Here is a 20,740-nt window from a genome sequence, read left to right as displayed (position 1 = left end):
GCCCACTGGTCCCGTGGCTCCGCGTCAACGAAAAACTCGCATCCTGATTGAAGGATTCTCACACGAAGGACTTAAAACACTCATGGCAACTGTTGCCTCCGCTTTTGATGCCGCACTGCTCGATCTCGACGGAACAATTTACGAGGGCGGTGCCCCGGTCCCGGGCGCGCTGGAAGGACTGACGGAGGCTAACCTGCCGATGGTGTTTATCACCAACAATGCCTCGCGCGCCCCGCAGGTCGTCGCAGATCAGCTCAATTCGCTGGGCTATACGGTCGAGGCCGAGGACGTAATGACCTCGGCACAGGCCGCAATCGCCATGGCTGCGGACATTATCCCGGCCGGTTCTAACGTCTACGTGCTGGGCGCGGAGTCTTTCAAGCAGCTGGCCCGCGACGCCGGATACACCGTCGTTGATTCCGCCGACGATTCCCCGGCCGCCGTCTTCCATGGTCTCAACCGCGAGATGACCTGGAACGAGATCTCCGAGGCGGCACTGTCGATCTCCCGGGGTGCGCGTTATCTCGCCTCTAACCTGGACACCACGCTTCCCGACGAGCGAGGCTTCCTCGTCGGCAACGGCTCTATCGCGGCGGCCATCACCACGACCACCGGCGTGGAGCCGCTCAGCGCGGGCAAGCCGAAGCCCCCGATGTTCCTGAAAGCCGCCGAGAAAATCGGCTCGAAGCGCCCGGTAGCGATTGGTGACCGCCTAGACACCGATATCGCCGGCGGTAACGCTGCCAGGTTCGAGACATTCATGGTGGTCACGGGCGTATCCACGCACATGGATGTCGTCCGAGCGCGCCCGGAGCACCGCCCGAGCCTCATTGGCGCCGACATGACCGCCCTGAACCGCGAGGAATCCGCCGCCCGCCCGGGCCCGCAGGCTGGTTTCACTGCGCTTTACGACGACTCGGATCCGACCGTGGTTGTGCTCTCCGGCGGCGACGCCGAGGACCCGCGCATGGGCGATCCCGCGCAGGCTGCCGTTGCCGCGCTGCTCACGGTCGCCGGGTTGGTGTGGGCGTCGGAAAGCGGAAAGGACCGTGCGGCGGCAGTTTCCCAGGTGCGCGCGGACGGCGCGCTGGCGGCAGAGGCACTGAGCGCGTGGAGGCTGTAGATGAGTGACGCCAAACCAGGACCTACCCCGGCGGCGATGCCGGGGGCGAGCCAGGTGAGCCCGGAGGACGTGCGCGCGGCAGTGGCCGAGGCGCTGGGGCAGCCTGCGCCGACTCCGCAAGACCGCGTAGCGCAGTTCGAGCGGGCGCACGAGATTTTGGATGAGGCGCTGAGCTCTGCGCGTCGAGGAGGGAAGTAGATGGCGAAGTCGAAGGGGTCTCCGAAGCGTCGTCTGGACGCGGAGCTGGTGCGTCGCAAGATTGCGCGGTCTCGCGAGGCTGCGGTGCAGATGATCAAGGCCGGTCGTGTGGAGGTCGGCGGTTTCGCCGCGACGAAGCCCGCGACGGCGGTGACAGGCGACGTGTCCATTCGCGTTACCGGCGTAGACGAGGACGAAAACTGGGCGTCGCGCGGCGCGCACAAGCTGCTGGGCGCTCTAGAGGCGTTCGAGGCGCAGGGTCTGGATATTTCCGGGCGTGCGGTGCTGGATGCGGGCGCGTCGACAGGAGGGTTCACCGACGTGTGCCTGCGCCGCGACGTGGAGAAGGTCTACGCCGTGGATGTCGGCTACGGGCAGCTGGTCTGGCGGCTGCAGGATGACCCGCGCGTGGTGGTGCTCGACCGCACGAACGTCCGTAATCTGACGCCGGAGATTCTCGGCGGCACGGCGAACCTAATGGTGGGCGACCTTTCGTTTATCTCCCTGAACCTGGTATTGCCTGCGATTGTCTCCTGCATGGATGACGGCGCGGACCTGCTGCCGATGGTCAAACCGCAGTTTGAGGTCGGCAAAGAGCGCCTGGGCCATGGCGGCGTGGTGCGCAGCGATGAGCTGCGCCGCGAGGTTGTGGTTGAGGTCGCGAATAACGCTCGCAAGCTGGGCCTATCCTTCCGGGGTGCGGTCGCAAGCCCGCTGCCGGGGCCGTCTGGCAACGTGGAGTTTTTCCTGTGGTTGGTCAAGGACGGCGGCGCCACAGATTCGGGCGACGAGGCCGTCGCCGAGGCAATCGCCACGGCAGTGAAGGAGGGGCCGAAGCCATGAGCGATACCGACGAGCTGAAGAAGGCCGGCCAACGCGAGATTCTGCTGGTCCCGCACACCGGCCGCAGCGCCAACCTGGAGATGGCCGCCGAGGCCGCGGAGCTGCTGGAGGCCGCGGACATTTGCGTCCGCGTGCTTGCGGGCAAGAACCCGGAGGCCCTGGCCGCGCACCCGGTGCTGGGCAAGTACAAGCGTTTCTGGCATTCGCCGCAGGCCGCGGCCGGCTGTGAGCTGGTCCTGGTTCTCGGCGGCGACGGCACTTTCCTTCGCGCCGCCGATATCGCGCACTCGGCAGATCTGCCGGTGCTCGGCATCAACATGGGCCATGTCGGATTCCTGGCCGAGTGGGAACAGGAGTCCATGACCGAGGCGATCAGCCGTGTCATTGAGCGCTCCTGGTGGATCGAAGATCGGATGACCATCCGCGCGACGGTCCGCGACACCACAGGCCGTGTCATCGGCACGGGATGGGCGCTCAACGAGGTCAGCATCGAAAACCAAAACCGCCGCGGTGTTCTCGATGTCGTCCTCGAGGTCGACGGCCGCCCGGTGTCCTCCTACGGCTGCGACGGCGTGCTTGTCTCCACGCCGACCGGCTCGACTGCCTACGCTTTCTCTGCGGGCGGCCCGGTCCTGTGGCCGGAGCTCGACGCCATGCTGGTGGTGCCGAACAACGCCCACGCGCTTTTCGACCGCCCGCTGGTCATCTCCCCGCACTCGTCCATCGCGATTGAGACCAACCCCGACACCGCCGAGGCCGTCGCGGTCCTCGACGGCTTCCGGCCGATCGTGATGCCGCCGGGCAGCCGCATTGAGATTACCCGCGGGGTGCAGCCGGTGCGCTGGGTCCGCCTGGACACGCAGCCTTTCGCAGATCGCCTCGTGCACAAGTTCCGCCTGCCGACGACCGGATGGCGCGGCCCGGCCAACGAGAATGAGTAAGGGGGCCGAATGCTCACAGAGATTTCCATCCGCGACCTCGGCGTCATTCCGGACGCAACTGTCGAATTCAGCCCCGGTTTGACCGTCCTGACCGGCGAGACCGGCGCCGGCAAGACCATGGTGGTCACCAGCCTGAAGCTGCTCTGCGGCGCGCGCGCCGATGCCGGCCGCGTGCGCACCGGCGCCGAAAGGGCTGTGGTCGAGGGCCGCGTCGGAACCTCTGGGCTTGCCGACGCCGAAACCGCCCTGATCGACAGCTCCGTCGCGGAACTCGGCGGCGAGCGCGACGAAAACGATGAGTACCTGCTGGCGCGCCAGGTATCTGCGAAGGGACGTTCCAAGGCGTGGGTCGGAGGCCGCTCCGCATCCGCTGCGGCGCTGGCGGATATCTCCACGCGCCTGATTGCCATCCACGGCCAGAACGATCAGTTGCGCTTGCACAGTGCGGACGAGCAGCGCGCGGCAATCGACCGCATGGACCCGGAGAAAATTGGGCCGCTGCTGGATACCTATCGCGAGCAGCGTAAGATCTGGCGGGCGCTGTCGAAGGAACTGGAGGAGAAGACCTCGAAGCGCCGGGAGCTTGCCATGCGCGCCGATCAGCTCTCATTTGCCGTCGAGGAGATTGACGCGGTGTCGCCGGAGCCGGACGAGGACGCCACGCTCGCATCCCAGATTCGCAGGCTCCAGGACTTGGATGGTCTACGCGATGCCGCCGGTACGGCACTGGCGTCGATTGATGGGCCTGCGGCGTTGGAGGCCATCGGGTCGTCGGCAAGCGCTGGCGCGGGCGGCGGGGACGAGGAGTCCGGTGCGGCGGAGCTGCTGGGTGTGGCGGCGGCAGAGCTGGGTGCCTCGGAGGATGAGGAGCTGCAGGGCTTTGCGCAGCAGCTGCGCGCGCTGACGGGTGAGCTGGCCGAGGTCTCGGCGGGGCTTGGCGGGTTTTTGGCCTCGCTGCCGGAGGAGACGGAGTCCCTGGACGCGCTGATGCAGCGGCAGGCGGAGATAAAGAATTTGACGCGCAAGTACGCGCCCGACATCGAGGGCGTGCTGGCGTGGCGGGACAAGGCGGAGCGCAAGCTCGCGACGCTGGATGTCTCGGGCGAGGCGCTGGATAAGCTCGCCGAGCAGATTGCCGCGGCCGAGAAGAAGCTGGCGGCAACGGCGGCGAAGCTGACCAAGGCTCGCAAGGCGGCGGCGAAGAAGCTGGAGCAGGCGGTTACGAAGGAACTCAAAGGCCTGGCCATGCCGCACACCTCACTGGTGGTGGCGTTCCACGAGGAGGGCGCGGGCAAAGGCACGGAGAAGGGCGCGGCCAAGCCTGCAGCCAAGCCCAAGCCCACCTTCGGCCCCGCGGGCGTCGAGACAATCGAATTCATGCTGCGCGCGCACGCGGGCGCGGAGCCGAGGCCGCTGGCGTCGAGCGCGTCGGGAGGTGAGCTCTCGCGCATCATGCTGGCGCTGGAGGTTGTGCTGGCGGCGGGGCAGTCGGGGCACACGATGGTCTTCGACGAGGTCGACGCGGGTGTCGGCGGTCGCGCGGCGGTGGAGATCGGCAAGCGGCTACGGGCGTTGGCGGCGAATAATCAGGTCATCGTGGTCACACACCTGCCGCAGGTGGCAGCGTTCGCGGACACGCACCTGGTGGTGAGCAAGGACGCGCAGTCTGGCGCGGTGTCCTCGGAGGTGCGCAGCCTCGGCGACTCCGAGCGCATCGACGAGCTGGCCCGTATGATGGCCGGCTTGGATGATTCCGATTCGGGCCGTGCGCACGCGCAGGATCTTCTGGATCAGGCTCGGCGCGCCTTCGCGGGGAATTAGCAGCACTTATGTTTCACTAATGCACATGAGTCTGTTCTCCCGGAACGCAAAAGATCTTCCTGGCATTACTGGTACCGTCCGCGATGGCTCCCGCCGCGACCGCGCGCTGAGGCGCATGTCGGCGGGCGATATCGTGGTTATTGACGCGCCCGATATTTCGCGCCCGCTGGCGCAGCAGCTTATCGACGCAAACGTGGCCGCCGTGGTCAACGCTGGCGCTTTTACCACCGGCTTCGTTCCGAATTACGGCCCGCGCATGCTTCTGGATGCCGACATCACGCTGGTGGAAAACGCCGGCGCGGAGGCTTTTGACAAGCTTAAGGACGGCAGGGCCGGTCGCCTGCACGAGGGCAAGCTCTTCTATGGCGACCGCCGCGTGGCCGCCGGCGATGTCGTGGACGAGGCGGGCCTGGAGGCCAGCTTCGACGAGGCTCGCTCCAACATGATCGACCGCCTGGAGGCCCTGTCGGGCAACCTGGTGGAGTTCGCGAAGACGGAGTCGCCGCTCTACATCGATGGCCTGGGCATTCCGGATGAGACGGAGCCGCTGCGCGGCCGCAAGGTCGTTGTGGTCAGCCCTGGCGAGGGTCACCGGGAGACCCTTGAGGACCTGAAGAATTTCATCCGCGAGTACGAGCCGCTCCTGATCGGCGTGGACGGCGGCGCGGACACGCTGTTTGACCTGAAGTACCAGCCGGATTACATCATCGGCGATCCGGAGAACATCAACTCGGAGGCGCTGCGCAGCGCCGGTTGCGTCATCCTGCCCGCCGACCCGGACGGTCACGCCGTGGGCCTGGAGCGCATCCAGGATTTGGGCATCGGCGCGATGACTTTCCCCGCGCTGTCCGATTCCGCGACCGACCTGGCGTTGGTCTTCGCTGCGCATCACGAGGCCGACATGGTCGTCTCCGTCGGCGCGTCGCAGTCGCTGGACAGCATCTACCACGAGGCCGATCAGCGCGGGGTTCCCTCGGCTCTGCTGTCTCGCCTGAAGGTGGGCGACAAGCTTGTCGACGGTCGCCTGGTCGCCGATCTCTACCAGATCAATGGGCGCGGTTTCGGTATCGCCTGGGCTATCCTCGCGATTTTCGTGGCGCTGGCCGTGATCTTCGCAATCGCGGGCACCTCGGGTGACGGCACTGTCGCCGAGAACCTGATCGACACCTGGAACTCCATTGCTCTGTGGTTCCAGGGACTATTTAAGTAGTTAAGTTTTTGGGGTGAGTGGGTATGGCAAAGCGGCGCAGCGGTAAGTTCACGGCTGGTGTGACGGGAGCGGCTCTCGGCGTGGCCGTGGGCGCGGCGCTGGGCGCGTACGTGCTCAACCCCGCAGGTGCCGGTATCGATTTCGGTGGTGCCGCCGCCTCCGAGCGCGATTCCGCTAAGGCTGAGGCTGAGGCCCAGCAGGCGCGCGCCGACGAGGCCAACCGCATCCTCAAGCCTGTCGTGGGCGAGGTGGTCAAGGATGCGCTTGCCGACGTTCCCACCCTCGTCATTGCGACACCGGACGCTACCGATGAGCAGCTCAAAACGGTTGCGGAGACCTTGAAGGCGGCCGGTGCTCCTGACGCGGGGGTGCTGAAGCTGACCGATAAGTTCCTGTCGGCCTCCGGTGCGGATGAGTTAAAGGACACCGTGGCTACCTCGCTGCCGACGAACGTGCAGCTGGACGCCGAGCGCCGTGATCCGGGGCGCCAGGCCGGCCAGGCGCTGGCGCCGGTGCTGGAGCTGGGCAAGGACGGCGGAGAGCAGGCAAGTGCTGCCGACCGAAAGCTGCTGTTGGAGTCGCTGAAGGGCGCCGGCTTCGTCGACTACGAGGAGGGCACGCTGCGCCCGGCCGCTGGCATCGTGATTGTGGGGGAGCACGGCACGGTGAAGGGGGCTGGCGGTGACGGTTCCGGCGCTTCGAAGGAGGACGCCGAGTTCGGCGCGACCATCGTCGCAGACCTGGCGACTGCGCTGGCCGAGGGCCTGGGGCAGAGCGGTGCGAACGGACACGTTGTAGTGGCGACTGACGGCGCCGACACAGGCGCGATTGCCACGCTGGATTCCCGTGGCGGCGCATCCAATATGGTTGGACGAGTTCGTGCAGTATCGGATTCTGCAGGCCAGATTGGGCTGGTTAGGGATTTGAAGGGGTAGGGCTCCACAGCGCTGCTACGGGGAGGGCTGCGAGTCGGTCGCCAAGGAGCCGACCGTGGGTATCAGTGGTAAGTACGTATCCTGCAACGAAGCGGTCCCCAAGCTTTTCTCGAAGCCAGGCGAGGTGTCTGTAGTCGCCCGGTGCTACCGAGGATGCTGCCTTAACTTCCAGAGCGATTACGCGGCCGTCGTCAAGCTCGATGACCAGGTCAATCTCGCGTCCATCGGGGCTGCGGTAGTGGAATAGCTCCCAATCGTCGGAGGCCCACGTTTTCTGGCGCAGCAGTTCGCTGGCGACGAAGGCCTCTAAGAATCCGCCGAACGATTGGCCCTTAACTAGGTCCTTAAGAATCGCGGGCTTGGCACCTGTGAGCCATAGGCCGAGGCCGGGATCGCTGATTACAGACTTGTGCCGACCGACTTCGCGTTTGAGCAAATTTGGAGTCCACGGCGGTAGCAGGTCGACGAGGAACAATCCCTCGAGTAGGCGAAGATACTGTGCGGCCGAACCCGCCGCGATGTTCAGGTCGTTCGCTAGCCTGCCGACGATTGTCTCGGATCCCTGCACCGCTGCCAACGCGCGCAGCAATGCCATAACTTGCTCGGGCTGCCGAATCTTAGCCAGCTCCTGTATATCGCGCGACAGCAAACGACTGATGTAAGACTTCATCCATGTTTGTCTCATTCGGTCCGAAAGTTGCTGTGCCTCAGGCATAGAACCACGCCAGATGATATCGACGTAGTCGCTTCGGGTAAGTGCGGAGGCCTCATTGGCAGGTGCGAAGTCAGCTAAAACTCGTGCGACGAAATCTTCCTTGACCCCGAGGAGTTCTCCCTGGCTAAAGCCCCTTATCTGCAGGCTTGTCACCCGACCTGCCAGGCTATCGGCTGCTGCCTCTCCGGTGGTCATCTTCGAACTACCCGTGATGAGGAAACGGCCGGGGCGACGAAGGCGATCAATTTCTGCTTTTAGCGGCAAGATTAGCTCGGGGACACGCTGAAATTCATCAATCACCATCATCCCCGCAGGATTCTGGCTAAGGAAGCCTCGAGGGTCGCTTGCCGCGACGCTCCGAGTTTCCGGGTCATCCATTGTGAAACTCAGGACATTTGTACCTGCACGGGCGAGGTCATCCGAAACCTGTTTAGTGAGTGTTGATTTTCCCACCTGGCGAGCACCCAGTACTTCGACAGCAGGGAAATGTTCCGTTAGTTCTGCCAGAAGTAGCGCCGAGTTCCGAGATAAGAGCTGGTCCATGCAGCTCATTCTAGGTGGTGATGTGAGGGTGGTCTAGTTGTAATGAAAGATGGTGGCTAGCCCTGATGTAGATTGGTGTCGATACTCGATGAAGAATGGTGGCAATAACTAGTTCACTCTGGTGGCATAGATCAGTCGATTCTGGTGGCGTAATCTAGCGCTTTGCGGTGGACACCGCAAAGCGAATGCTGCTACGTGCCGAAATGTTCCGGGATGAATGTCCTGCACCTAACCCGAAGACTTTTAGTGCAGAATATTCTTTATGTCTAAGTTTTCTGAGGTCCTCGAACAGCTGCGGGAAAACCAGCCGAAGGCGAAGTATGGCATCGCTTTTGAGAAGCTGATGGTCAATTACTTCCGCACTGACCCGACGTTGAGGGCCCAGTTTGATGAGGTCTACCGTTGGTCGGACTGGCGCTACAACGGTGGTAAACCCGACACCGGTATTGATCTTGTTGCCCGCCGCATTGACGACGGGTCGTGGACTGCGATCCAGTGCAAGTTTTATCTGCCGACTACTCGGATTGATAAGGCGAATCTGGATTCTTTCTTTGAGGCCTCGGGGCATTCTTTCGCCACCGAGGACGGGCCGCGGCATTTCGCATCGCGGATGATTATCTCCACGACTGATCGGTGGTCCTCGCATGCTGAGGCTGCTCTGGCCGATCAGATTATACCCACGTCGCGTATTGGTGTCGCGGCGATTGCGGAATCGCCGATTAACTGGGATGTTGCCTTTCCTGGCTCGGAGATTCAGATCAATCTTTCTCAGCGGGAGACGTTCTCTCCGCGTCCGCATCAGCAGGCGGCGATTGATAAGGCTATGGAGGGCTTTGCCACGCACGACCGCGGCAAGCTGATTATGGCATGTGGTACGGGCAAGACCTTTACTGCTCTGCGCCTGGCGGAGCGGGTGGCAGAAGAACGCGGCGGCAAAGCCCGCATCCTGTTTTTGGTGCCGTCGATTTCGCTGCTGTCGCAGACTCTGAAGGAGTGGACGGCGCAGGCGCGGCTGGATATGCGGACCTTTGCGGTGTGTTCGGATTCGAAGGTCTCGCGCAAGGCCGAGGACATCGCCACCTATGACTTGGAAGTCCCGGTGTCGACTGATGGTGTGGAGATCGCACAGCGGTTTGCCTCTGGTAAGCGTGCGAAGGGGTTGAATATTGTGTTTTCGACCTATCAGTCGCTGCCGGCGGTGCATGCAGCACAGCAGGCGGGGTTGGATGAGTTTGATTTGGTGATTTGTGATGAGGCACATCGCACCACCGGTGTGACATTGGCTGGTGAGGAGGCTAGCAATTTCACCAAGATTCATGATGCCGCCTACATCAAGGCGGCCAAGCGCTTGTATATGACGGCGACCCCGCGACTATTCGATGAGGCGGTCAAGGGCAAAGCGGCCGAGCATTCGGCGGAGCTGGCGTCGATGGATGATGAGGGCATCTATGGCTCGGAGTTTTACCGTCTGGGCTTTGGTGAGGCGGTGGATAAGGGGCTGCTGACCGATTACAAGGTGCTGGTCATGACGGTCGATGAGTCCGTAGCTGCGGAGGCGATGGCGCGTAGTGAGAATAACCAGATTAATTTGACTCTTGCCTCGGCGATGATTGGTGCGTGGAATGGTCTGGCGAAGCGTTCTGGTGCCTTGCAGGGCAAGAAGGGCGGTTTTGATGAGGGTGCTGCTGCGATGCGGCGTGCGGTGGCGTTTGCGAAGGATATTAAGACCTCGACCCAGATTGCGGAGTCGTTCCCGGCGTTGGTGGCCACCCATCAAGAACTGCTTAAGGAGCATGCGGTGCTGAGTGATGTGTCGCTGCATAATGTGGATCTGGCTGTAGCGGCGCAGCATGTTGATGGTGGGATGAATGCCTTGGAGCGTGGTACGCGCTTGTCGTGGTTGGAGTCGCCTGCCGTGGAGGATGAGACTCGTATCTTGACCAATGCTCGGTGTTTGTCGGAGGGTGTGGATGTGCCGGCGTTGGATGCGGTGATTTTCTTCAATCCGCGCAATTCCATGGTGGATGTGGTCCAGTCTGTTGGCCGTGTGATGCGCAAGTCTGCGGGTAAGGATTATGGCTACATTATTTTGCCCGTGGCGGTCGCCCCGGATGTCTCTCCCGCCCAAGCCTTGAATGACAACACGCGGTTTAAGGTTGTCTGGCAGATTCTCAACGCCTTGCGTGCGCATGATGATCGTTTTAATGCGAAGGTCAATTCCATTGCGCTGAATGAGGGTGATGTGAAGGAGTTGCCGATTGAGGTTGATACGGTCACGAACCCTCGCAAGAAGCTTGAGGATGCCGAGAAGGATTCGGTGAAGAACCCGGATGCTTTCGACGACTCGAAGGACATCACGCAGCAGTTGGCGTTGTTCTCCTTGGAGGCGTGGGAGGAGGCGATGTACACCAAGTTGGTGGATAAGGTTGGCACGCGGACCTATTGGGAGGATTGGGCTGATGATGTTGCCACCATCGCCGAAAACCAGATCACGCGTATCAAGGCGCTTGTCGACGGTGCCGACGCTTCCTTGCGCGGTGAGTTCGACAGTTTCGTCGAGGGCCTGCGCAACAACCTAAACGACGGCATCACAGAAGACGATGCGATTTCGATGTTGTCGCAGCATTTGATTACTGCGCCGGTGTTTAACGCGCTGTTCGATAACCATGACTTCATTACTCATAACCCTGTGGCGCGGGTGATGGAGACGATGGTCGCGGCGCTTTCGGGTGCGAATCTGGATACTGAGACTGATTCATTGGAGAAGTTCTACGAATCAGTGCGTGTTCGTGCGTCTGAGGTGACTTCTGCTTCTGGTAAGCAGCAGGTGATTAAGGAGGTCTACGAGCGGTTTTTCCGTAAAGCCTTCCGCAAGCAGTCCGAGGCGCTGGGCATTGTGTATACGCCGGTGGAGATTGTGGACTTTATTTTGCGTGCTGCTGATGATGTTTCCCGTGAGCATTTCGGGCGGGGTTTGACGGATGAGGGCGTGTGTATTTTGGATCCGTTTGCGGGAACGAGCACGTTTACGGTGCGTCTGTTGCAGTCGGGTCTAATCAAGCCTGACGATTTGGCCCGCAAGTACGCCAGTGAACTTTTCGCGACGGAGATTATGCTGCTGGCCTATTATGTGTCGGCGGTCAATATTGAGACGACCTACAACGCCTTGGTGGCGGAGGCTGCGTTGCGTGATGGCGCCCCGGAGCCGGAGTATGTGCCGTTTTCGAATATTGCGTTGGCGGATACTTTCCAGATTCATGAGGAGGGCGATATTCCTGATTTGAATGTCTTCCGCAGCAATAATGAGGTGATTGAGCGACAGAAGGCGGCGCCGATCAATGTGGTGATTGGCAATCCCCCGTATTCGGCAGGGCAGAAGTCTGCCAATGATTTGAATGCGAATCTGAAGTACCCGACGTTGGATGCGCGGATTGGACAGACCTATGCGGCGCGGTCGACGGCTCAGCTGAAGAATTCACTCTATGACTCGTATCTGCGTGCGTTCCGGTGGGCCACCGACCGTATTGGTGAGCAAGGTGTGGTGGCGTTTGTGTCTAACGGTGGTTGGATTGACGGCAACACCGGTGATGGTGTGCGCCTATCCATGGCGGAGGATTTCACGGATCTGTACGTGTTTAACCTGCGGGGTAATCAGCGCACGGCGGGTGAGCAGTCGAGGAAGGAAGGCGGCAAGGTCTTCGGTTCAGGCTCGCGTAATACTGTGGCTATAACGATTGGTGTGAAGGATCCGGGCAAGTCTGATTTTGATCTGCATTACCGCGATATTGGTGACTACCTATCGGCGGAGGAGAAGCTGGGGATTGTGAAGGCCTCCACCGTGGCGTCAATGGAGTGGAAGTCGATTGTGCCGAACCGTTTCGGAGATTGGCTAAGTCAGAGGTCAGAAGAGTACGAAACGTGGCCGAAACTTAGTGACAAGAAGAAGACTCAACGCGCTCTCTTTTTCAGCACCTATTCGAATGGAGTGGGGACGAGTCGAGATTCTTGGGTGATAGGTTATTCGGGTAGTCAATTGCACGACTCAGTTGAATTGCTGTTGAAAACCTACAATTCAGCAGTTCAACGATTAGAAACGACCGAAGAATTCTCGAATGAAAAGGGCGTATCTGAGTTTCTGCGTCAAAGTCCAGAACTGAGCTCGACACAGAAAATTAGCTGGTCACGAGGACTACGCCAGCAAGCCTCAAGGCGAGAGAGACTCTGTGTTGATAGTCGGAGTTTCCGGCAAATGCTTTACCGGCCATTTAGTAGACAAAATATCTACTTCAATAATTCGCTTAATGAAGTACAAGGCCAGTTACCGTCGATGTTTCCGACTCCGGCGCACCACAACATCGGCTTCGTTCTGACCGGTTCCGCATCTCACTACGATTTTGGTCTCATTGCCACAGATCTATTGCCTAACCTGCATGTGCTAGATACGGGCCAGTTCTTCCCCCGCTTCACATGGGCCCCGGTCGATGCCGAGGATGGTGGACTCTTCGGTGAGGCTACCGTCGGCAAGCAAGGGGAGGCCAGTGTCTACGGTGAGATTGGTGAAGTCGTCGACGGCTATGTGCGCGTGGACAACATCACCGATGAGATCAAGGCGATCTACCGTGGGGCGCTGGGCGGCGATGTCACTGGTGATGACATTTTCCACTTTGTCTACGGCAAGTTGCATGACCCGGCCTATCGCACGAAGTACGGGGCGGATTTGAAGAAGATGTTGCCGCATATTGAGACCCCGTCCTCGCGGGAGGAGTTCGATAAGTTCGCATCGGCCGGCAAGGAGCTGATGACGCTGCATGTCGGGTACGAGTCGGTGGAGCCATGGCCGTTGGAAGTCGACGTCAAGGGCGATGAGTCTGACCGTGAGACCTGGCGTGTGCTGAAGATGAAGTGGGCTAAGCGGAAGGACCCGGAGACTGGCAAGAACGTCAATGATGTCACGAAGTTGATTTACAACAAGAAGGTGACCGTGGCGGGGATTCCTGCGGAGGCTGATGAGTACATGTTGGGCTCACGAAGCGCGGTGGCGTGGTTGATTGACCGCTATCAGGTGAAGAAGGATAAGGCCTCTGGGATTGTGAATGATCCGAATGATTGGGCTGATGAGGTGGGCAATCCGCGCTACATTGTGGATTTGATTGGTCGTGTTGTGCGCGTTGCGATGGAGACTGTGCGGATTGTGGAGAGGTTAGATAATGGAAATCGCTAATTTGATTGTTCAGGCTATTACTGCCGTGGGGTCAGTGCTCGCCGCTTTCGCAGCGTGGCAGGCCTTGAAGATAGGCTAGACAAGCAAACGACTTAGCAGAAGAAACCGCAGCCGAGTCAGCGGATCACATTCGAGAATCCAATCGTTTGGCGCTTGAGGCCGCAGAACAGGCAGAATTGCACGCACGAGAAGCTGAAAAGCGCGAGGAAATGCGAGATCAGCGCCGTATCGCAAGCAACATGCAGGCGTGGTGGGTGAAGGAGACAAAAGAAGATTCCGCTAGGTGGGGCATCATCCTTTCCAACACGGGAGCCGACACTGCTGTCTTCTACAACGTTGACATCCGACTAATCAGTAATTCGACGCCGCTTCGAGTCAATATTGCGACTTTGCCACCGGGTCAATATTTTCTAGAGAGCTGTCGGACGAATAGTGGCTCTCCGACGATTAGCTATCCAGAATCAATTCGCGAATTGCGTGGTTACCAGCCACTTCTCAAAGCCAAAACTCACGCAGTGCAAGCTATGGAATTCACAGACCAGGTTGGTCAGAGGTGGCAATGGACTTGGAAGACAGGACTTGCTGCGGTTTGATTAGCGGGTTCATACTGCTCTTACCCCAGTAGTGCTAGTGGTACCACGGCGACGCCGTCGGGGCGTCGATAAGCATCTGTTCCAGTCGTAACTACGACCTTATCCACGAGGCGTGGGCCAATTTGCTGGCCGAGCCAATGGAGGTGACGAAGGTCCCTGTCGGTCGGTGTCGGTTTCAGCTTGACCTCGAAGGCGACAACCTTGCCGTCGTATCGCTCCAGGATCAAATCGACTTCCTGCGCACCACCCTGAGTGCGAAGGTGAGAAACCTTAGCCTCGGCGACCTGGCCTGCTGCGCGCACCGTCAAGGTGACAAGCGATTCAAAAAGCTGCCCAAACAGTTCCCACGATCCAGGCTCCTGGGACACCAACATTTCGGGTGTCAGGCCGAGGAGTGCTGCGGCGATACCGGGATCGAAAATCTGGTGCTTAGGCGTTGCCGTAAGCTTCTTGAACGGAGAACGGTTTGGAAACCACGCAGGGACCGGATCTAGAAGCCAAAGTTTAGCGAGGATATCGCGGTAGCCTAGGGCAGCGTCTTTGGAAATTTTCGATGACTCTCCGGGGGAAGCTGCGTTCAGAATCTTCGTGTACGACGTCGTCGTGGAGGATGCTGCTGCATAAGCTGCCCACCACGCCCTAAGTGATTCCGGTTTGCGAACCATAAGGCCTTGGTCCGGGACATCGCGGTCGATGACTCTCTGAATATAGGCATCGATGAGTTGACGCCTCAGCCTAGGGGATTGCCTGTAGATACCGGGTAATCCGGTTTCGCAGACAGCAGTAGCGTAGTCGTTCAACGAAAAGATAGTGGTGCCGAAAACTTCAGCCGCGCCGCTGAATAGATCGGCGATCCGCACTGAGGGGGTTGTGCCTTCCCGTTCGGAGAGCGCAAGGGGACGCATTCTTAGACTGATGACGCGCCCGGCACCCGAGTGGGGATCGACACCTTCCAGTGGGGTAGCGCTACCGGTGAGCAGATAGCGGGTATTGACGTGCTTATCGACATTTCTCCTAACCGCATCCCATACTGAAGGGAGATGCTGCCATTCGTCGATACAAAGGGTGTCTTCGTCTACTAGGAGCGCATCCATATTCGCTTGGAGCAATTCTCGCTCATTATCGCGGTCGAGGTAAAAAGTGCGATTGGCTCGTCTCGTCGCAGTTTCGGACTTTCCCACGGCTTTAGGGCCATCGATTGCGATTGCACCGGCAGATGATAATTCGTCCAATTCGATGTCGATGTAACGAGGTAGGTAGCGGGCGTCGGTAGCCTCGTAGTGTATCGCCATGACCTCGATGGTAACACGATGGCCGCCGATTAATCGAAGAGTTGGCAGTCGGTTTATCGACCTTCTAACCGCCGATTTATCTTACATGTAACCGCTGATTTATCGGTGAGTTGCCAGTCAGATTCTCTCTCTGCCTTTCGGGCAGAGTATGGGCGTGGTGCGTCGGCGACTATGTAGCGGCAAAAGCTGGGCATACATCCTGTCGAAGAGGGGTGGGGCAGTCTTTTCGCGTACTTTCGTGAATACCCTTCATCTCGGATAGAATCAGCCAGTCTGTTTTCGCCTAACCGGGATGTTTGATGCGCACACTGAGTTTCTTCAACAACAAGGGCGGAGTGGGGAAGACGACCCTCTCTACCAACGTTGCCCACTATTTCGCTCGCCAAGGCAAGCGAGTCCTCTATGTCGACTGCGACCCGCAGTGCAACGCCACACAGCTCATGCTGACTGAAGAACAGCATGAGAAAATCTATCTGAACAGCAGCAACGATGAGCAGGCTGAGCGCGAATCTTTGGCGAATACCGTGTACGCGATGTTTATCCCGCTTCGCGAAGGCGAAACGCTGATTGAGACGGATATCCGCCCGGTGCGCTCGACGCGCTTCGGGGTCGACGTGTTGCCCGGACACCCGGCCTTGTCGAATATCGAGGATGTCATGAGTGACGCGTGGCAATCGTCGTTAGCTAAGAAGACGGGAGACTTCCGCAGGATCCACTGGGCAGGGCAGCTGGCAGTGGCGATGGAGGATGAGGACCGGTACGACTACATCTTTTTCGATGTCGGACCGTCGCTCGGACCGTTCAACCGTACGGTGCTTCTTGGTTGTGACGCCTTTGTCACTCCGACCTCGACGGATCTGTTTAGCTTCCATGCCTTCGGCAACCTGGCCAAGTGGTTCAGCGACTGGGTCACCGAATACAGCGAGATTTCCGAGGGCAACCTCGCACAATGGCGCAGCTACTCGTCGGATATATCGGCGAAGACTCGGAAGCTAAGGCTCCACGGGTACGACGGGCGCGGCCTGCAGTATCTGGGCTACACGACACTTGAGTACGTGAAGAAACGTGCCAACGGGCAAGAACAGCTGGTCGGCGCTTTCGAGTGCTTTCGCGGGAAGTTCGAGCATGAGGCTCGCCGCATCGATGACAGTCTCGGGCGGCGCAGCGAGCGGTACCTGCTGGGGCACGTACCGCACATGCACTCTATGCCTGCCACCGCGCAGGACGTGCACGCGCCGATTGCTGATTTGCAGTCGAAGGATGGCGTGCGCGGCAGCCAGCTGAATCAGCGCAGCGGATACGCGGCGAAAATCGACGAGGTTGCGGCGCTGGTGCTGGAGAAGATGGAGAGGTAGAGGCTAGACAAATTTCCAAGTCAAGGTGGTGTGAAAACACCGGTAAGACTTGAGAAGTTATCGAGCTCTCTGAGCACTTCCGATTCCCCGGACTCATCGTTGGAAAAGTCGAAGGGATTGTCGAGGCCTAGTGACTACTGCGGTTCCTCCATCTGTCTTACTGTTTGGAGAATCTTTAGAAGAGTCCCGTCCTTGAGATGTGCCAGCATTCCCATTCCCGGAACTAGCCTGTCGAGTTCCTGGAATTTGTCCAAGGTCCACAGCAAGTCGTTAACTGATGCTGTTGCAATGAAATCAGAGTCCGAGATCTGACTAACGCTCAGATTGTTAAGTGGGTTAGACTCCCCTTGCCGTAAATCAACTGCTGCAGCGGAAAGATCGGCTAGGACCTGGGCAGCATCCTCTTCTGTTGTGCCTTCGCTGGTTAGTTCCTCGACCTGAGGTTCGAACATGGTGAACGTTGCGAACGGTGAAATCTCCGTCGAGGATCCTTTCTTGCTTGGCGCCCTACGTAGGGTGAAGACGAGCTCATTTTTATCAAGGCCAAGGGCATCGAAGAGACCTCGAAGCATGCTGATACGGGGGTCCGTTTCACCAGAGACAAGGACATGCAGGTTTGGAGCAATTTCTGCGTGGTATCGAGGAGACGAATCCGCAATTGACCAGAAGCGAGCCTCGGCAGCATACTTACGAACCGCATCTTTATGCTCAAGGTAAATCATCTGCACAATTTCCAGTGTTGCAGTAATCCACGAATCGACAGTTTTCCGAGTTCCCCGGTACTCGAAAGATACGACGCTCCGTCCATTAAACGAGGTATCTTCGCCTAAAGGTTCGGTGGGGAGAGGATCGACCTTCGGTTTGAAGGACGTAACTGGCCTTGGCCAGTAGGAGAGTGCTGCGTCGGTGAGCTGCTGCGTGCGGTTCTCGAGCTGCTGCAAACCCCACGCAGGGCTATTTTTCATCACTTTGTTTAGTGAATAAGGCGAGTCGATGAAGCCATTCTCCGTTTCGCGCTTCTCCTTGTATGGACGATTCGAGTACAGCGAGTTGTAACCGGTAATTGTCAAGTTGCCGATGCGGTTTAGCCACGTGTCATGAATCTGCTCGGCTCCGTCGCCAAGCTCTGCTATCCAATCGGCAGTGAGAGTCTGGGGCATGATGTGTTCCACGCTGATGGTTTTGTCTTCCAAGGCGCCGGCAATATCTCGAGTGTCGTTGGAGTCGAGGTTTTCAAGGCATTCGTACAGGTAGTTTCGGTTTTGTGGAGTGATTTTGTACAAGTTGCGGGTACCGAATTCGTGTTTGAATTCCGCATCTGTTGGAAATCTGGTTGACCCTTCGGAGCGTCGAGTTAGTAAGTAGGTCACGGCATCGACCAATGAAGCGTCACCGCGGAGGCGTGATGCTTCTGCAAAAAGCGTGGAAAAGGTCTTATTCATTGAATTGGTCTGTATGCCACAAATGAACCGACGGAAAACGTAACTATCTACGATTTTGATAATTTTAGTGAGCTCAGCATCAGTGATACTTCCGTTTCGATACTCCCCAAGAACCGAAATTAGAAAAGGTAGAGTTACATCGCGGCGAAGAATATTGAATTTTCTCAGTCTTCGGTCTGCTGCTGGAACACCTGTGGTTGAGTGCGTTAGGTCATGAGCATGATTCGCTAAACTATGCATATCCGACAAAACCTGCTCGACATCTTTGCCTTTCTGATATGTGCGAAATGCTTCGTAGACGGCGTCCTGGCGAGGAGTCTTACGCGTGCGAGTGGTTAGGTAATGACGGATGAACCAGTCAGTTAGATAGTCGACAGATTCCTCGATTTCATTCCAGTAGTTTTCGTAGAGCATTTCTTGGCGCTCAGGGGCAGCACCCATCAAAACAAGGTTTCGAATCTTGTCGGCCTCGGACAGAGCCAGTCCTGTCGAATTTAGGCTTTCAAAAATTCGTTGAGGATCGTCGTCTTTGCCCAATGTGAGAATCATCGCATGCAGACCATTAACTGCCCTCCAGAGCTCGTCCCCGGATAGTTCTCCCTGTGCAATGCGGTCACAGAAGTAGCGGTAGTTGCGCGTAATGTTGGAATCCTCGATAGGAGCCTGATCATTAAAAAGCTTTTGGTAGGCTGCGGCGTCGTTTTTGACTGGCTTGAGCTTGAACTTAGCCCGGCTGTTTTTATCTTCGGATTCCAACAATAGAGTCTGAATATTGCTAGATAGCTCAGAGTCGTTGGACTGGATAACTCCACAATCTAAAGAATGCTTCAGGGCTAAAAGTAGGAGACTTGTGGTCGTAATGCGCTGCTGCCCATCGATGATCACCCAGCGGAAGGCATCTCGACTATCCGCAACGAGAGCACCAAAGAAGTGGCTTTCCCGATCTTCGCGGTTCAGGGCTACTAAGTCGTCGTAAAGCCGCTCACATTGCTCGATTTTCCAGTCGTAGTTTCGCTGGTAAACCGGGATGATGAGCTTTCGGCTGATGCTGTCGTACACCGTCAGGATTGGTTTAACTTCGCCCTGCATAAACTTCGGCTCCTGGTTTTCGTCACGCACTAAGGCTTGTATTGCCTCAAAATTTACATGCTGAATGTGTCTCGGCGACTGTTTAAGTGCAGAGTTTCGCAGGAAAGAACGATGTAGATATCCGCAGGGACGTCGTAAACTGATGGCAGCGACGCTAGAAGTGTCCTACGCAGACTTCTAACGCCTGCGAGCAAACCGGTTAGATATTGGCTTCAAAAATCTTCGTCAATTTCGTGGAGTGTGAACTCCCTGTTCTTTGTGAACGGCAACCCCGTAAGCAAGCATTAGGGAGGTCAGCTTGATGCCGTCAATAAGCACGATTTTGCCGTGGCGGTATCGGGGATAGTCTTCTCAGCGGCGGGTTGAAAGCTGGAGGTCGTGATGAACACGCCTTGGTTGGCGCCGCGGGAATCGAGCGAGCCAATGAATTTTTTGAACTTCGGGCTCGCCGACCTTGTTGGTGTTCGCGTAGCGTAAATCGCCCGATGCAATTCTCTCGGCGCGTACCTCATCTGGCAACGACATGTAATCGGCTGCATGTTGTTGTATTGCACGCAAAGCACGTTTATTCCTGTCGGCAAGCACCCTGAGTGCTACAAGGAAGCGAATCCATCACCAAGCCCGCTTACGAGCTCCGCGCCTTTTTCGAAATCACATCCATTGTGAGCGCGATTCCGATGAAAGCTGCGCGCTGTTTTGGCGATAGGTCTTCCTTGAGTCGCAGTACGTACTGTTGATTTCCTGCGAGAATATCCTTGAGCGTCGATTTGATCCGCGAGATACGCGCCATTGTGACGTCATTGATGAGGAGCCTTGCGTTATAAGACCAGAAGTCTCCTTTGATCTGCACATCTGCGTCTTCAAGTTCCCCGAGGAGTGTAATGGTTGGGTTTTTCCGCATGATTGCGGGTTTGCTCGTAATATCCACCATCCACTCCGGGCTGCATTCGACGTCGCTTACAGATTTGTCGAAGTAGAGCACGTGGTAGTGGTCGCGGTAGAACTCCTTCGAATTATCAATACGCAGCACAGGCCTTCCGACAGGATCTTCAACTATGAGTGGACAATTGTCGGTGAAGATTCGGTCCGTGAGGCTGCTGGTCGTGGAGACTTTTGCGACAGTAGTTCCCTGACTATCGAAAATGTCGAACCCGTCTGAGGCGACACTACGAATCTTTTGAATGTGAAGCCTGTCGTGGGTTAATAGTCCTTGTTGAAGCCGTGGCTGTAGCCGGTCTTCCTCGCGCAAAGGCTGCTCGGATTGATTGTCCTCGTGTTCATCCCAGAAGGACTTGTGGTTATCCCAGTAAGACTCCATGGCGCTCACTGTATCGGGAGCAAAACAATGTGGCGAGTGGAAGCTCCATAGCAAAAGCCCAATGAATCGCACCTTCGGTGTCTTCACTGACAGCAGCTTCT

General features: G+C 58.1%; 15 protein-coding genes. 10 read left to right on the top strand and 5 right to left on the bottom strand.

Features of this window, described 5'->3' with window-relative positions; genetic code table 11:
- The first annotated feature begins 82 nt into the window (after positions 1 to 82).
- Genes CLAC_RS06835 through CLAC_RS06805 form a run of 7 tightly spaced genes read left to right on the top strand, consistent with a single transcriptional unit; the run spans position 83 to position 7,071 of the window.
- Positions 83 to 1,123: an HAD-IIA family hydrolase gene (locus CLAC_RS06835; RefSeq protein WP_053412261.1), complete on the top strand. Its 1,041-nt coding sequence runs from the start codon at positions 83 to 85 to the stop codon at positions 1,121 to 1,123.
- Positions 1,124 to 1,321 carry a hypothetical protein gene (locus tag CLAC_RS06830; protein WP_053412260.1) on the top strand — a complete coding sequence of 66 codons (198 nt, stop codon included), beginning with the start codon at positions 1,124 to 1,126 and terminating at the stop codon, positions 1,319 to 1,321.
- Entirely contained in the window at positions 1,322 to 2,164 is an 843-nt protein-coding gene (locus tag CLAC_RS06825) for a TlyA family RNA methyltransferase (protein ID WP_053412259.1), read from the top strand.
- Entirely contained in the window at positions 2,161 to 3,105 is a 945-nt protein-coding gene (locus CLAC_RS06820; protein ID WP_053412258.1) for an NAD kinase, read from the top strand. The genes CLAC_RS06825 and CLAC_RS06820 overlap by 4 nt, the downstream gene beginning before the upstream one ends.
- A 9-nt stretch (positions 3,106 to 3,114) precedes the next feature.
- A complete protein-coding gene (recN, locus tag CLAC_RS06815; RefSeq protein ID WP_053412257.1) occupies positions 3,115 to 4,926 on the top strand; it encodes a DNA repair protein RecN in 1,812 nt (603 codons plus the stop codon).
- Positions 4,927 to 4,951: 25 nt separating this feature from the next.
- Entirely contained in the window at positions 4,952 to 6,136 is a 1,185-nt protein-coding gene (gene steA, locus CLAC_RS06810) for a putative cytokinetic ring protein SteA (RefSeq protein WP_053413331.1), read from the top strand.
- Between the two features lie 23 nt (positions 6,137 to 6,159).
- Positions 6,160 to 7,071, top strand: coding sequence for a copper transporter (locus tag CLAC_RS06805; RefSeq protein ID WP_053412256.1), 912 nt, complete (start codon positions 6,160 to 6,162; stop codon positions 7,069 to 7,071).
- On the opposite strand, the gene CLAC_RS06800 is transcribed toward CLAC_RS06805, so the two are convergent.
- The gene (locus CLAC_RS06800; RefSeq protein WP_053412255.1) at positions 7,052 to 8,329 is read right to left on the bottom strand and encodes an ATP-binding protein; all 1,278 of its coding nucleotides are present in this window, start codon (positions 8,327 to 8,329) and stop codon (positions 7,052 to 7,054) included. The two genes, CLAC_RS06805 and CLAC_RS06800, sit on opposite strands and share 20 nt — an antisense overlap.
- 262 nt (positions 8,330 to 8,591) lie before the next feature.
- On the opposite strand from CLAC_RS06800, the gene CLAC_RS06795 reads away from it, so the two are divergent.
- Together CLAC_RS06795 and CLAC_RS12320 are read left to right on the top strand one after the other, a co-directional pair.
- Positions 8,592 to 13,550, top strand: coding sequence for a DEAD/DEAH box helicase (locus CLAC_RS06795; RefSeq protein ID WP_053412254.1), 4,959 nt, complete (start codon positions 8,592 to 8,594; stop codon positions 13,548 to 13,550).
- A 146-nt stretch (positions 13,551 to 13,696) separates the two neighbouring features.
- The gene (locus tag CLAC_RS12320) at positions 13,697 to 14,143 is read left to right on the top strand and encodes a hypothetical protein (protein WP_245621825.1); all 447 of its coding nucleotides are present in this window, start codon (positions 13,697 to 13,699) and stop codon (positions 14,141 to 14,143) included.
- Between the two features lie 20 nt (positions 14,144 to 14,163).
- On the opposite strand, the gene CLAC_RS06790 is transcribed toward CLAC_RS12320, so the two are convergent.
- Positions 14,164 to 15,435, bottom strand: coding sequence for an ATP-binding protein (locus CLAC_RS06790; protein ID WP_053412253.1), 1,272 nt, complete (start codon positions 15,433 to 15,435; stop codon positions 14,164 to 14,166).
- A 299-nt stretch (positions 15,436 to 15,734) separates the two neighbouring features.
- Here CLAC_RS06790 and CLAC_RS06785 point away from each other — a divergent pair, with 299 nt between their 5' ends.
- Complete coding sequence (locus tag CLAC_RS06785) at positions 15,735 to 16,790, top strand: ParA family protein (RefSeq protein ID WP_053412252.1); 1,056 nt, start codon at positions 15,735 to 15,737, stop codon at positions 16,788 to 16,790.
- A 134-nt stretch (positions 16,791 to 16,924) separates the two neighbouring features.
- Here CLAC_RS06785 and CLAC_RS06780 read toward each other — a convergent pair whose 3' ends face one another.
- The 3 genes from CLAC_RS06780 to CLAC_RS06775 form a co-directional block, all read right to left on the bottom strand.
- Entirely contained in the window at positions 16,925 to 19,351 is a 2,427-nt protein-coding gene (locus CLAC_RS06780) for a DUF262 domain-containing protein (protein ID WP_053412251.1), read from the bottom strand.
- Between the two features lie 263 nt (positions 19,352 to 19,614).
- Positions 19,615 to 19,833: a restriction endonuclease gene (locus CLAC_RS13150; protein WP_425388817.1), complete on the bottom strand. Its 219-nt coding sequence runs from the start codon at positions 19,831 to 19,833 to the stop codon at positions 19,615 to 19,617.
- Positions 19,834 to 19,946: 113 nt separating this feature from the next.
- Complete coding sequence (locus CLAC_RS06775) at positions 19,947 to 20,726, bottom strand: LURP-one-related family protein (protein WP_169750328.1); 780 nt, start codon at positions 20,724 to 20,726, stop codon at positions 19,947 to 19,949.
- Between the last annotated feature and the right edge of the window lie 14 nt (positions 20,727 to 20,740).

Source organism: Corynebacterium lactis RW2-5 (assembly GCF_001274895.1).
Lineage (GTDB): Bacteria > Actinomycetota > Actinomycetes > Mycobacteriales > Mycobacteriaceae > Corynebacterium > Corynebacterium lactis.
This window is presented reverse-complemented; position numbering and strand designations above follow the sequence as displayed.

What these genes read in the sequence shown, in the direction of transcription:
- CLAC_RS06835 (WP_053412261.1), top strand. Translation starts at nt 83, where the DNA reads ATGGCAACTGTTGCCTCCGCTTTTGATGCCGCACTGCTCGATCTCGAC.
- CLAC_RS06825 (WP_053412259.1), top strand. Translation starts at nt 1,322, where the DNA reads ATGGCGAAGTCGAAGGGGTCTCCGAAGCGTCGTCTGGACGCGGAGCTG.
- CLAC_RS06785 (WP_053412252.1), top strand. Translation starts at nt 15,735, where the DNA reads ATGCGCACACTGAGTTTCTTCAACAACAAGGGCGGAGTGGGGAAGACG.
- CLAC_RS06795 (WP_053412254.1), top strand. Translation starts at nt 8,592, where the DNA reads ATGTCTAAGTTTTCTGAGGTCCTCGAACAGCTGCGGGAAAACCAGCCG.
- CLAC_RS06805 (WP_053412256.1), top strand. Translation starts at nt 6,160, where the DNA reads ATGGCAAAGCGGCGCAGCGGTAAGTTCACGGCTGGTGTGACGGGAGCG.
- steA (WP_053413331.1), top strand. Translation starts at nt 4,952, where the DNA reads ATGAGTCTGTTCTCCCGGAACGCAAAAGATCTTCCTGGCATTACTGGT.
- CLAC_RS06830 (WP_053412260.1), top strand. Translation starts at nt 1,124, where the DNA reads ATGAGTGACGCCAAACCAGGACCTACCCCGGCGGCGATGCCGGGGGCG.
- recN (WP_053412257.1), top strand. Translation starts at nt 3,115, where the DNA reads ATGCTCACAGAGATTTCCATCCGCGACCTCGGCGTCATTCCGGACGCA.
- CLAC_RS13150 (WP_425388817.1), bottom strand. Translation starts at nt 19,833, where the DNA reads ATGAGGTACGCGCCGAGAGAATTGCATCGGGCGATTTACGCTACGCGA.
- CLAC_RS06800 (WP_053412255.1), bottom strand. Translation starts at nt 8,329, where the DNA reads ATGGACCAGCTCTTATCTCGGAACTCGGCGCTACTTCTGGCAGAACTA.
- CLAC_RS06820 (WP_053412258.1), top strand. Translation starts at nt 2,161, where the DNA reads ATGAGCGATACCGACGAGCTGAAGAAGGCCGGCCAACGCGAGATTCTG.
- CLAC_RS06790 (WP_053412253.1), bottom strand. Translation starts at nt 15,435, where the DNA reads ATGGCGATACACTACGAGGCTACCGACGCCCGCTACCTACCTCGTTAC.